A 14021-nucleotide genomic window follows, 5' to 3' on the forward strand; every position below is an offset into this window, starting at 1 on the left:
TGATAGCCGCCTTTTTCGCTTTTTTGTGACTATTAAAAAGTCACTAGTGCAATTGTCCAAATAGCCGATACGACCTACAAAAAAATATTAATTTACGTAAAAATGTAGAAACAATGACCCGATAAACGGTTGGCCTGCGCATTAGAGGGTGTAGACACAATAATTTCAAATATCGGAGATACCCCATGAACAAGAAAATCGCAATGACCGTGTTATCAGCTTCTGCTCTCTTATTTACGTATCAGGCTAGTGCGCACAACACCTCATCAGAAATCGATAAACAACAACACGAACAAGCCGTGATGATCGCTCAAGGCATGAAGACATGCCAACTTACCCCTGAAGAAGCGAAGTCACTAAAAGCGATGCAAAGCAGTATCGCAGCCCTTGAAAAGAAGTATCGCTACGGCGGACTGCAGAGTTGGGAATTAAACACCTTGGCCAGCAAGCTACACAACGCACGGGTCGAGATTAACAAATTGACTAAAAACAGCACCACTTGCAACGGACGTGTCACTGACCGTGACTTGCAGCCTGGTGTGATCGGTCGCTCCGATGCCTCACGCATATCACGTACAATGGAAGGACGTGGTACCGAGAATGTGGTCATCGGTCGATAAACAATCTCTCGCAGAGATGATTGTTGGAGGGCAGCTTTCGGGCTGCCCTTTTTCGTATTTACACCAAGACTTATGTCTCGATGCAAACACATGAAACACCCATTAGTTACTGAGTAGACTCAGCCTCATGGCTTTTCCAACGCTTCAATAATAAAGAATTACTCACCACACTCACCGATGACAAAGCCATCGCCGCCCCAGCCAGTGCCGGACTCAAGTACCCCAGCATCGCAATCGGAATACACACTGCATTGTAAGCAAAGGCCCAAAACAGGTTTTGACGTATTTTGCCAGCAGTTGCCTTCGCAATATCCAGTGCATCCGCCACCAGGGTCGGCTTCGAACGCATTAACGTCACCCCTGCCGTTTCCATAGCCACATCTGCACCACTGCCCATGGCAATACCCAGCTCAGCAGCTGCCAACGCTGGTGCATCATTAATTCCATCACCAATCATAGCCACGTGTTTGCCCTGCTTTGTCAGCGCTTCAATTTCAGCAGCTTTTTCATCCGGTCTGACATTGGCTTTCACCGCATCGATACCTAACTCATCGGCAATTCGCGCTGCCGACGCTTCATTGTCACCGGTTAGCAACAGAGTTTGAATACCTCTGGTATGCAAAGCATCAATCGCAGCTTTTGCATCCGGACGCGCTTCATCGGCCAGTGCAATCAGTCCGACAGGCACAGCATCCTTAGTCACACAAACCACCGTTCGCCCACCGTCACTCATGGCCTGCATATCAGCACGAATGGTTTCTGCATGCTCAGTAACAGCCTCACCAACCGACACAGCGCTGGTGGTAGGATCATCAGTGACAAAATCGACTTTACCGATACGAATAAGGGCTCCCTGAATCGAAGCAGCAACACCCTGCCCGACTGTTGCTTTGAAATTATCCGCCGCTTGCAGATCCAATGATTTAGCACGGGCAGCTTCAACCATAGCTCGTCCCAGCGGGTGTTCGGAACCTTGCTGAACTGAGGCGGCAATACGCAACACCTCATCTTCGGTGCCATCAAATGCTTTCACCTCAACCACCTCCGGCTTGCCCATGGTCAATGTACCGGTTTTATCAAACACTACCGTATCGATATGACTGGCGCGCTCCAGTGTTTCGATATCTTTAATTAATATGCCTGACTTGGCTGCTGTACCTGTACCCGCCACCAAAGCCGTGGGCGTGGCCAGCCCCAAAGCACAGGGACAGGCAATCACTAATACACTCACCGCAACGGTTAGCGCTGTTTCAAAGTTGGGGCCGAATATCCACCAGCCGATAAAAGTCAGCAAAGCAAGCACCAACACCACCGGTACAAAAATACCACTAATACGATCGACCAAACGTTGGATCGGTGCTTTACCCGCCTGCGCTTGCTCCACCAGGTTCCCAATTCTTGCCAGTGTCGTATCATCACCAATGCGTTCGGTACGAATGCGCAAAGCCCCCTCACCATTCATGGCTCCGGCGACCACCTGATCGCCTTTCACCCGCAACACCGGCATTGGCTCCCCCGTCAGCAAACTCTCATCCAGCTCACTTTCACCGCGCATCACCACGCCATCCACCGGAATACGTTCGCCAGGGCGAACAGCAACCATATCACCTACAAACACCTCAGCGATTTTAACCTCTACTTCCTCGCCACTACGCACCACTCTGGCCGTATCCGGACGCAAATTCATTAGCCCCCGAAGCGCGGATGATGCGGAACGCTTAGCACGTGACTCCAATACCTTTCCGGCTAACACCAAGGTAATCACTACCGCCGCTGCTTCAAAATAAACATGTCCAGCCGCGCCACTGCCACGGGTCAACACCTGCCACAGACTGAAGAAGTACGCCGCAGATGTGCCCAAGGCCACCAAAATATCCATATTGCCGCTGCGTGCCTTAATCGCCCGCCACGCACCTTTGTAGAAACGTCGGCCAATCCAGAATTGCACTGGCGTTGCCAATGCCAGCTCCAGCCACACAGACATATGCGTACCCGGCCAGATCATCATTACAATCATCTGGATCACTAGCGGTAGGGTAAATAAGGCGGCAATGCCCAGCTCGATTAAATCCCGGCGGGACTCCTGTCTGGCTTCTTCATCCTGATCCACCGTTTGCATATCGGCATCGGTAGTGGCGGTATAGCCAGCCTCATTGACTGTTTTCAGAATGGTATCGAGGTCGCATTGACCGGGAATGACACTGATATTGGCGCGCTCAAGCGCTAAATTCACATCCGCTTTAATCACACCCGGCAAGGCTCGTAGCTTTTTCTCAACGCCACTACTGCAACCGCTGCAAGTCATACCTTTGATATGCACTAAGAATTGATGCTCGCGGACGCCATAGCCGCCCGCCTTAATCGCCTCGCTAAGATGAGTGGGGTTGATAACAGCAGTATCAAATTGAATATCCGCCTTTTCCAGTGCCAGATTGACAGTGGCGGATTCCACGCCGGAGGTTTTATTTAATAAGGTCTCTACACTGGAAGCACAGCCAGCGCAGGACATGCCGGTCACAGGCAAGGATATCTGGGACAAAGAGGGATTATTTAAGTCGGTGCTCATAGCGCAAGTCTCACGAAAGCTTTCTAACAATAAGAAAACTCTTATACACCTATCTATACTATCGGGTACAGAGAATTTTCTCGCTAGCTCAGCTTAGACAGTTCCACACGCTCACCATCTGTTACCAATAGCCAAGCACTCAGCTTTGGCAATGCAGCAATCGCGGGCAAACTCAGGTATTCACTGACTTGTTGTTTACCCTCTTCTCGCTTCGATTGCCAACCGGCATCACCCGCACTTTTTTTGGTGTATTTCAGCTCGATTAAATGCTGATGATCGACTTCATAAGGGCTGCGCTCCAATAACAGCACATCCGGATAACGGCGGTTCATTTCACGCTCACTCTGAATAAAATACACCGGCGACTGATACAACAGAGTTAGTAAAATAGACTGAACATGCTTCTCATCAAAACGAATCGCATCACGATTAGACAGCAGCTGCAACACCTGTTCCAACTCATCAACCAAGGGCTGAATATCATCACGCAATGCCAATGCTTCAATCGCTACCAGCAAGTTGCGGCTGGAAATAGTAATTTGATTACGGCGCTCTAGCTCAACCTTAAAGTACTGAAAGTAAAGCTCATTAATGACGTGATTAGGCACTTTAAACACCGTACCAGTCAGCGTTTCATCAATCACCGTAATAAAGCCCATATAAGCCAGCAGACTAATGAAGTCATCGCGGTCAAAGCCTTTATCAAAATCAAATTTGCGGCGTTGGGTTGCTATGACAGAACCATGATTAATTAACTCTTCGAGCACTGCAAAGTTTTGGTCGCGATCCCCAATACTAAATAAGCCCATCAACTTGCCATAATCCGAAGCAATATTTTCATCCAACATCAACTTAGGATAGGCACACTTTTCTAGCTGGTAGTTCTTAATAAAATACAGCACCATATTAGCGTTATAGACTGATTCATTAGCTTCAGCGTGAAAACGATAGCCGTTATACCAAGCTGCCAAGTCAGTCAGCAATGCGTCTTCTTGCAGTCCACACTGCTTTATGAGCGGCTGTAGTAAGCCTTTCACCTCACTACGGGTAAAGCCCACTGCCTCATTAAATGAGGTTGTAAGTGATAGGTTCTCACCAATATTGAAACCACTGGTCATACTATCCAGCATTAACGGGGTGACGCCAGTGACGAATAAGCGATCTAAAGCACCACGCTGGGTTGCTGTTTTCAGCGTTTCATAAAAGCTTCGGACAAACCCACCCTTACCCACAATGCGCTTAAATTGCTGCAAGTCCTCAGCAAGAATGGCATTGGCAAAATGATCATACTCATCAATCAGGAATAAGATGTTTTGTTGATACATCGCCTCAAAAAACACCTTCATTTTTTCATGAGGTGAATCCTTTGAGGCCAGTTGATCAAGCAGCTTCTGGTCATGACCGTATCGTTGTATAAAACTATGCAAGCCAACTTCTACCGCAGTGGTAAATCCAGAATAGACCTGCTCATAACTGGTAGTCGTAATGCCACTAAACTCCATAAACAACACTTGATAGCTGTTTTTGAGTGGTGTGGGGCTTTGACCAATATACAAATCACCAAACAAAGCATCAAACTCATCAGCATGATTCTGATCGTAGTAATACTCCATTGTGGAAATAAGCAGGCTCTTACCAAAACGGCGCGGGCGCAGTAGAAATAAATGACTACCTTGCGCTTCTAAATCAGCGATGTAAGCCGTTTTGTCTACATAGGCATAGCCTTGCTCTCGCACTTTTTTGAAATTACTCAGGCCGTAAGGGATTTTCATGACGATTTCTGCCGGATCACAATGCGACAAGCATAACACTGCTTTGAATAAGCAACAAAGGCCGAAGAATTCCGTCCTTTTTCATTAACTGGCTTAACTTCTCTGCCGCAAATCCACCACCCGCTGCGCCTTCCCCAATGACCTCACAACCTCACCAACACCGCGCACATTCACCTCAGCACTTACACCAATAATCGTCTTCACCTGATGCTGCAGTATCCTCGCTGCCTCATCACGCACGCCATCATTCACATCATTACCACGCACTTCAACATTCACGGTCAGGCTGTCCAAATTCCCCTCCCGACTAATCTCAATCTGATAATGCGGAGACAAATCATCAATCTTCAGGATCTGTTCTTCAATCTGTGTCGGGAACACATTCACCCCGCGAATAATCATCATGTCATCGCTGCGACCGGTGATTTTTTCCATGCGGCGCATAACCGATTCACTGCCCGGTAATAGCTTGGTTAAGTCCCGGGTACGATAGCGAATCACGGGCATGGCTTCTTTAACTAAGGAGGTAAATACCAATTCACCCTCTTCGCCGTCGTCTATCGGCATGAGTAATTCACGATCAACGATTTCAGGATAAAAACAATCTTCCCAGATGGTCGGGCCATCTTTGGTACTGACGAATTCCTGTGCCACACCCGGCCCCATAATCTCTGACAGGCCGTATATATCCACCGCATCCATGCCCATGCGCTCTTCGATTTCTGTACGCATGGCATTGGTCCACGGCTCAGCGCCAAAGATACCAACCCGCAGTGAAGAAGTGCGCGGGTCTATCCCTTGACGCTCGAATTCATCCGCAATATTCAGGCAATAAGACGGTGTTACCATGATGATATCGGGCTTAAAGTCCTGAATCAGTTGTACCTGCTTTTCGGTTTGACCGCCTGACATTGGAATCACTGTGCAACCCAACTTTTCTGCACCATAGTGCGCACCCAAGCCACCAGTAAATAAGCCATAACCATAAGCCACATGCACGATATCTTTGGCACTGCCGCCAGCCGCCCAAATTGAACGCGCTACCACATCAGCCCAACGGTCGATATCGCCTTTGGTATAACCCACAACCGTTGGCTTTCCGGTGGTGCCACTAGAGGCGTGAATACGCACCACCTGTTCCATCGGCACGGCAAACGTCCCGTAAGGATAGTTGTCACGCAGGTCTTGCTTAGTGGTATAGGGAAATTTACTCAGGTCAGATAAGTCCTGTAAGTCACTGGGATGGACACCGGCATCATCAAACTTTTTGGTATACATCGGCACATTGTTATAAGCGTGATCCAGCGTCCATTTCAGGCGTTTTAACTGCAAAGCCTGCAACTCATCCTGACTGGCATCAGTTACCGAACTTAAACGTCCTTCCGGAAATGTACTCATAAATTCCTCCTGTCTATTCCTTCACCTACTACAAGTGTAGCGAGTCAGCTAAACCACCAGATGCATCTGATCCCTATGATTAAACACTCTCGATTATCATTGCGATACCCTGTCCGACACCAATGCACATAGTGCACAGTGCATAACGCCCGCCGACCCGCTGCAATTGATACGCCGCTGTCGTGACCAAACGCGCACCACTCATACCCAAGGGATGACCCAATGAAATCGCTCCACCGTTCGGATTCACATGACAAGCGTCATCCGGTAAGTCTAAATCACGCATCACCGCCAAACCTTGTGCAGCGAATGCTTCATTAAGCTCAATCACATCCATATCATCCAATGACAAACCGGTTTGAGCTAATACTTTGCGTGTGGCAGGCGCAGGGCCAAAGCCCATAATGCGCGGCTCTACACCAGCCGTTGCCATACCGACAATCCGTGCGATCGGCTGCAAACTGTGCTGAGTCAGTGCTTCCTCTGAGGCCACCAACATGGCACAAGCCCCATCATTCACACCAGAAGCGTTACCCGCGGTCACCGTACCACCCTCACGAAATGGCGTACCCAGTTTTGCCAAAGCTTCCATCGTCGTTGAAGCACGGGCATGTTCATCTGTATCAAACACCAGATCATCACCCTTACGCTGCGGAATCATCACCGGAATAATTTCTGACGCCAAAACACCATTGGCCTGTGCCTTAGCCGTTCGCTTTTGAGAGCGCAATGCAAACGCATCCTGATCTTCGCGGGAAATATTAAACTGCTCCGCCACATTCTCAGCGGTTTCCGGCATAGACTCTGTGCCATACAACTGCTTCATTAATGGGTTTGGAAAACGCCAACCAATAGTCGTGTCATAAATCTCAGCATTACGACTCCAGGCACTGCCCGCTTTGGGCATAACAAACGGCGCTCGTGACATCGACTCAGCCCCTGCTGCAATCATAATTTCAGCCTCACCGGACTTGATGGTACGCGCAGCCATACCGACTGCATCCATGCCCGAGCCACAAAGACGATTAATCGTCGTGCCCGGCACTGATACCGGTAGCCCCGCCAATAAAGACGCCATACGCGCTAAGTTGCGATTACACTCACCCGCCTGATTTGCATTCCCCATAATCACATCATCAATGCGCTCCCAATCTACACCGGGATTACGATCGATAAGCGCTTTAAGTGGTTTCGCCGCCAAGTCATCCGTACGAACACTGGCCAAACTCCCGCCGAAGCGACCAATCGCGGTGCGAAGAGGACTACAAATAAACGCTTGCTTCATACTACTGTTGTTCCATTATAAGTTTGTTGTGATGTTTAATCGTCGTGACTAAGAGTCGTCACCCAGAAATGGACGCTGCGTCATCGCCTTGCGCACTAACAAGGGCGACGCGCGGTAACGATCCTCACCATAAGTCGAGAGTAAATTATCGAGGATGGTAGCTACATTCACTGTACCAATCGCATCCGCCCACGCCATAGGCCCTTTGGGGTAATTCACACCAAACTGCATCGCTGTATCCACCGCCTCAGCACTACATACCTGCTGATTCACCGCATCGCTACCCTCATTGGCCAACATGCACACCGTGCGCATCACACACAAACCGGGAATATCATCAATCACCGACACCGTTTTGCCCAAGGCCTGCCAGAAGCCAATCGCCTCCTCCAGTGCAGATTCTGAGGTTTGATCAGCCGCAGCAATCGCAATGCGGGTCGCCTTGGCATAGTCCAGCGCCAAATCAAACACCACCAGATCCGACACACCATCTTCAGCCACCGCCTGTGTCGCCAAACGGCCATCGGTCCGTGCCAATATCGCTTCACCACACACAATCAAAAAATCATCCGGTTGATCCGCCGTTTCACGCTCCACCGCGATACCGGCCTTATTCATCAGATCAATCAATACCGGCGCATAAGGCGCATCACCCACCAATGTCACCATCGGCGGTGGCTCGCACGGTGGTGCCAGCAAAATTTCAGCGTTTGCATCACTGTACCTAACGCCTACATTGCTTGGGGCCTCCGGGCTTTGTCCGCTATCACCCGCAATGTCCTCACGATAATCATAAAAACCACGACCTGATTTACGCCCCAGATATCCCGCATCCACCAACTCTTTTTGAATTAATGACGGAGTAAACCGTTGATCACCGTAATAAGCAGCATGCACCGAGCAGGTCACCGCGTAATTCACATCCAGACCAATCAGATCCATCAGCTCAAACGGCCCCATACGAAAACCAGCGCAATCACGCATCAACGCATCGATGGTAGCCACATTTGCACCACCCACCTCAAGCACACGCAACGCCTCAGCATAAAATGGTCTGGCCACACGGTTCACAATAAATCCCGGTGTCGAGCGGGTGTGAACAGCCTTTTTGCCCCACTGCGTAGCCGTATCAAACACCGCCTCAGCGACACTGCGCTCAGTCGCTAAACCACGCACCACCTCTACCAGTTTCATCACCGGTGCCGGGTTAAAAAAGTGCATGCCCACCAAGCGCTCAGGACGCTCCAATGCCGCACCAATCTCAGTGATCGACAATGACGAGGTGTTACTGGCAAAAATCGTTTGCTGACTACATAAACCTTCAAGCTCTCTAAACAGCGATTGCTTGATATCCAGCCTTTCAGCTACGGCCTCAATCACCAAATCCGCTGCCGCCAGATCAGTCATTTGATTCACAGGAATAATCCGGGCAATCAACGACTGCTGCTCCTCATCACTCATGCGCCCGCGAGCAACTAACTGATTTAGCCCTTTAGTAATCTGCTGCACACCTTTGAGTGCCACACCTTCAGCCACGTCAAACAACAAAACCGGATGACCCGCTTTAGCTGCTACCTGAGCAATACCCGCGCCCATCGTGCCCGCCCCGATGACTGCAACAATGTTATCGGTATCCAATGCTGCCATAGTTTAGAATCCTTTAAATTCTGGCGCTCGTTTGTTAATGAAGGCTTGCACGCCCTCACGATAATCTTCCGTAGCACTCGCCAGACTCTGCAAGTCACGCTCCATATCCAGCTGCGTATCCAGATCATTACTCTGAGATGCATTAATCGCCTGCTTGATATACGCCAAACCTTGCGTTGGCTGTGTTGCTAAATGTAAGGCTAACTTATTCACCTCTGGCATCAGTTGATCATCATCAACCATTTGCCAAATCATGCCCCACTGTGCCGCTTGCTCAGCGCTGACTTTGTCGCCCATCATCGCCAGGCCCATCGCTCTGGCGCGCCCGACCAACCGTGGCAATGTCCAGGTACCACCTGCGTCCGGCACTAAGCCCAAACGACAAAACGCCTGAATAAACGAGGCAGACTTTGCTGCAATAACAATGTCGCAAGCCAAGGCAATATTAGCGCCCGCCCCCGCTGCCACACCATTCACAGCACAAATCACCGGCATTTCCAGCGTCATAATATTGCGCACGAAAGGATTGTAATTTTTCTCCAGTGACTCACCCAGATCCACAGGCTTATCTCCGCTCACATCACGATCCGCCAAATCCTGACCGGCACAAAAACCACGACCATTACCTGTCAAAACCATGCAACGAACTGACTTATCAGCACGAATCACCTCAAATGCAGCACGGATTTCAGCATGCATCTCACCATTAAAACTGTTCAGGCGATCCGGCCGGTTTAAAGTCAGGGTCGCTACACCATCACCGATGCTCAGTTCAATCGTGTTATAACTCATAGTCTAGTCCTTAATTTCCTAGTATTCACGCGTACCGTATCGATAAGTACGCGCCTGCTCCTCAAGATAATTTCAATATACATCAGGGGGATAAAGAGATACAGAATTATTATGTAAATACAATATTGCGTATCACAAAACACCAATCCCTAATAAAAAGCCCCTGCACTAACCGATGCAGAGGCTTTCTGACTAATCGCAATGCAAATACTGCACCGCCTTAGCGTGAATGATTACGCAGTGGTCTCAGCAATAAATGCAATCGCCTTCTCAATACGCTGCAAAGTGCGCTCGCGTCCCACCAAATTCAGAGTGACATCCAGGCCCGGTGACATCGGCGTACCCGCAACGGCCAAACGCAGTGGTGGCCCCACCTTACCCATGCCCAGCTCCAGAGCTTCACAGGTCGCGTTAATCGCTGACTGAATCGACTCAGGGTTCCAATCGTCCAATGCTGCCAAACGGTCATGCGTTGCCTGTAATGTCGCATCCACACCTGCTTTGAACTGCTTCTTCTGCGCTTTGGCATCGTAGCTATCAAAATCTTCAAAGAAATAGCGTGAAGTCTCAACAAAATCTACCAGATTCTTCGCGCGCTCACGCTGCCCCTCAATCACATCCGCCAGTGCCGGGCCATTGCTGATATCCAGCTTTTGATTCTCCAGATGCCACTGCAAATGCCCTTCAATTACCTCAACTGGCAAACTCTTAAAATACTGCTGATTCATCCAGTTCAGCTTTTCCGTATTAAACGCAGACGCTGCACCGTGAATATCTTCTAACTCAAAAAACTCCAGCATTTCCTCACGCGAGAAAATCTCCTGATCACCATGTGACCAACCCAAACGAATCAGGTAATTCAGCACCGCCTCCGGCAAATAACCATCATCGCGATACTGCATAACGCCTACTGCACCGTGACGCTTCGACAAACGCTTGCCATCATCACCCAGAATCATTGGGACATGCGCAAACGCCGGCACAGTGGCGCCCAAGGCTTTCATAATATTGATCTGTCGCGGCGTGTTGTTAATGTGGTCATCACCACGGATAACGTGCGTCATGCCCATATCGATATCATCAACCACCACCGTCAGGTTATAAGTCGGCGTACCGTCGGAACGTGCAATGATCAAATCATCCAGCTCACGGTTATTGATGACGATGTCACCTTTCACCAAATCTTTGATGACAACATCACCTTCCAGTGGGTTGCGGAAACGGATAACCGGCTCAACACCCTCAACCGGCTCAGTACGGGCACGGCAACGGCCGTCGTAACGTGGCTTCTCTTTATTCGCACGCTGTTGCTCACGCATCTCTTCCAGCTCTTCTCTGGAACAATAGCAATGATAGGCATGACCCTCATCCATTAGCTGCTGAATCACCTCAGCATAGCGATCAAAACGCTGAGTCTGAAACACCGGGCCTTCATCATAATCCAGCCCCAGCCATTCCATCCCTTCTAAAATGGCATCCACAGAAGCCTGTATCGAACGCTCACGATCCGTATCTTCAATACGCAGTGCAAATGAACCACCCGTCTTGCGGGCATACAACCAACTATATAAGGCAGTGCGGGCACCACCAATGTGTAAATAACCCGTAGGGCTAGGGGCGAAACGTGTCTTAACGGTCATAGGTCGGGTCTGGATATAAAAAATAAAGGATGAAGGGTATCATTTTGTCCGTTACATCAAAAGCCGTCTATTCCATATTAAGGAATGGTAAAGGCGATAATTTCTAACATTGTCTAAACAACAATTCAAAACACATCATAGCTGGGCGAAAGAGCCTGAAACATTCACCGGCCCATTGTTAGAAGATGTTGTCAAAATCGCCTGTGGTGGTGCTACAAAGATCAATATGAAAGCGTTGAATGATTACGCCATTGACGTTGACTTCGCCTATGCAAAATCCCTCAAGCCTATCGTAGCGCACAGCGTTAACGGCAAACGCATGTCGGTTCGTGACAAAGGACCACTATGGATTATGGTGCCTTCGGATAAGCTAAAGTCAAAACCAAAAGAACTAGATGGCATGCTGATCTGGCAGCTAAGTGACATCATCGTTATGGAAAATAGCTAATACGCTGACTCGATGAAACTTCCTCAAACCTACCAATTACACAACATCTTTCTAATGTTGCTTGGACCACTGTTGATTATTTGCATACTCATCAGTGGTAGCTACATCGTCGAGACGTTTAAGGATGTCGCTTACACCAAGCAAAAGTCGTTCTGGTCGATTGTGCAACTAGACAGAGAACTCGCCCACACACAGGTGAAAGTAAATGAGTACATCCACGACTTGACCACTGCCAAGTCTTTGGAAATGTCCTACAACATCCTGTGGAGCCGTATTCCTATTGCCATGAATACACTCAGTAAGGATGTCTCACTTGCCCGAATAGAAAACAGCTCTAATATCACCGTCCTGATCGATGACTTATTCGTCGATGTGAAACGTTTTGAATCCGTTATTGTGGGGCAGGATAAAATCAGCAAGGTGGCATTGGCTGTCTGGAAAGACGTGCTCAGAGAGCATGAAGAAGCCATTCGTGGCAACCTCATACACAATCTGGCATCAAGCAATAGCATCTACGCGAAACAAACCACGACGACGATCTTAAAAGCAGCGACTATTCCACTGTTCTTTGTGATTTGCTTTTTCCTCTACCTCAGTTATTTGCTATCCGCACTGTGGAATGAGCAACAAATCAACCAGAAAATGCTGGACCATGACAGTATGACTAAACTGCATAGTCGTGACTTCATGATGAACACCCTGAAAACACTGTCTAAAACTAACGAGCCCTTTATTCTTCTGGCGATGAAAAAGCCTTGTAGGATTGGTGAGGACAGCATATAGGCGAGTACCAGTACGGGTGGCGTGGTTTCGACACTCTGTGACAACCACACTCAGTGCATTTTAGAGCTGGCGGACAATGCGATGTATGAAGCTAAGCGCAATAAGCTTAAAACGATTTATTGGGCCAGTCAGGAGCAAAAGCCCAACGAAAATGCGCCTAAGCCCATAGAAGTGCCTTTACCCGTATGAGTAAACTGGCCGAGAAATAAAATCGGCCAGAATGCCTGCAAGGAATCACCTGACAAGGTTATCTGTCCCATCAGCCCACCCATTTTAACCGGCGTTTTCTGACGTGAGGAATAGCGCGTCCAGTCTTGCCAGTACAACTCCCGCTTTAACACCGGCACCTCGCGAGCCTGAGCCGACAAAGCCTTAAAATCCAGCTCTAAAGACTGATCCGTATGAAATGACTGCAATAAAGAAATACGCCGCATTAACACACTAAACAGCGCATAAAAATCCAACTCTGCCGCTTTAATCTCACGCCCCTTTAAGCGAAGTCTCAGTGGCGTGTTAAAACTCACCACCACCTCGCCCGAAGGACACGGCGGTACCTCCGGCATCAGCGGTGGCAACAACTGTAACGATTCACCGGGCGTATAAACACGTTGCCACAGATCACTACGCTGTGACAAACCAGTCACCTCAAATTGCCCCTGAGCAGAACCCAAGCCACGCTCCCCTGCTTTTTCAAAGGCATATAGCATATAAGGGACATGTTGATTTCCCGCACCAAACACCGTGAAGTACACCTGTAAATCTTCACCGGCCTCTACTGTCGTTTTTTGTGCCGGGTCAGGAATAATGACGAACGGATGAGGCGCTGCAGTATACTTGCGCATGACCGTTGTATCAGCCGGTGGCGGCGTTTCAAACACATAACTATAAACACAGTTGCGATACAGCAAGCAACCACCACACTCCGGCTTGCCAGTGACACACACAACCGATTTTAACGAATGACCAAACAAGCCACGCCAGGCCGACCCCGTGTAAGCAGGCAGTTGAATCGTACTTAAGGCACGCGCATGTACCCGATACTGAGCCAGTGGCAACTTCAGAGTCTCCAT

Annotated in this window: 11 protein-coding genes; 3 read left to right on the plus strand and 8 right to left on the minus strand. The window is 49.0% G+C overall.

The annotated features are described in order from the left end of the window. Window positions 1-185 precede the first annotated feature (185 nt). Window positions 186-620 (plus strand): hypothetical protein, encoded by a 435-nt coding sequence (locus DKW60_RS09645; RefSeq protein ID WP_109837449.1) that lies wholly within the window; start codon window positions 186-188, stop codon window positions 618-620. A 106-nt stretch (window positions 621-726) separates the two neighbouring features. Here DKW60_RS09645 and DKW60_RS09650 read toward each other — a convergent pair whose 3' ends face one another. From DKW60_RS09650 to gltX, 7 genes are all read right to left on the minus strand, one after another. After that, on the minus strand, window positions 727-3186 hold the full coding sequence (locus DKW60_RS09650) for a heavy metal translocating P-type ATPase (protein WP_109837568.1): 2460 nt from the start codon (window positions 3184-3186) through the stop codon (window positions 727-729). Window positions 3187-3269: 83 nt separating this feature from the next. Continuing rightward, a complete protein-coding gene (locus DKW60_RS09655) occupies window positions 3270-4958 on the minus strand; it encodes an AAA family ATPase (protein WP_109837450.1) in 1689 nt (562 codons plus the stop codon). A 93-nt stretch (window positions 4959-5051) separates the two neighbouring features. After that, window positions 5052-6356 carry a phenylacetate--CoA ligase PaaK gene (paaK, locus tag DKW60_RS09660; RefSeq protein ID WP_109837451.1) on the minus strand — a complete coding sequence of 435 codons (1305 nt, stop codon included), beginning with the start codon at window positions 6354-6356 and terminating at the stop codon, window positions 5052-5054. 79 nt (window positions 6357-6435) lie between these two features. Further along, on the minus strand, window positions 6436-7641 hold the full coding sequence (pcaF, locus tag DKW60_RS09665; RefSeq protein WP_109837452.1) for a 3-oxoadipyl-CoA thiolase: 1206 nt from the start codon (window positions 7639-7641) through the stop codon (window positions 6436-6438). A gap of 48 nt (window positions 7642-7689) precedes the next feature. Next, entirely contained in the window at window positions 7690-9288 is a 1599-nt protein-coding gene (locus DKW60_RS09670; RefSeq protein ID WP_109837453.1) for a 3-hydroxyacyl-CoA dehydrogenase, read from the minus strand. 3 nt (window positions 9289-9291) lie between these two features. Continuing rightward, window positions 9292-10080: a 2-(1,2-epoxy-1,2-dihydrophenyl)acetyl-CoA isomerase PaaG gene (gene paaG, locus DKW60_RS09675; RefSeq protein WP_109837454.1), complete on the minus strand. Its 789-nt coding sequence runs from the start codon at window positions 10078-10080 to the stop codon at window positions 9292-9294. Window positions 10081-10313: 233 nt separating this feature from the next. Next, entirely contained in the window at window positions 10314-11720 is a 1407-nt protein-coding gene (gene gltX, locus DKW60_RS09680; RefSeq protein ID WP_109837455.1) for a glutamate--tRNA ligase, read from the minus strand. A gap of 109 nt (window positions 11721-11829) precedes the next feature. Between gltX and DKW60_RS09685 the strand changes: the two genes are divergently transcribed. Both DKW60_RS09685 and DKW60_RS09690 read left to right on the plus strand, forming a co-directional pair. Next, window positions 11830-12168, plus strand: coding sequence for a putative pterin-binding protein (locus DKW60_RS09685; RefSeq protein WP_109837456.1), 339 nt, complete (start codon window positions 11830-11832; stop codon window positions 12166-12168). A gap of 12 nt (window positions 12169-12180) precedes the next feature. After that, the gene (locus DKW60_RS09690; RefSeq protein WP_109837457.1) at window positions 12181-12951 is read left to right on the plus strand and encodes a hypothetical protein; all 771 of its coding nucleotides are present in this window, start codon (window positions 12181-12183) and stop codon (window positions 12949-12951) included. Window positions 12952-13079: 128 nt separating this feature from the next. Here DKW60_RS09690 and cas6 read toward each other — a convergent pair whose 3' ends face one another. After that, a complete protein-coding gene (gene cas6, locus DKW60_RS09695) occupies window positions 13080-14021 on the minus strand; it encodes a CRISPR system precrRNA processing endoribonuclease RAMP protein Cas6 (RefSeq protein ID WP_109837458.1) in 942 nt (313 codons plus the stop codon).

Origin of the sequence: Leucothrix pacifica, from assembly GCF_003172875.1 — a bacterium.
In the GTDB taxonomy this organism is placed as follows: Bacteria; Pseudomonadota; Gammaproteobacteria; order Thiotrichales; family Thiotrichaceae; genus Leucothrix; species Leucothrix pacifica.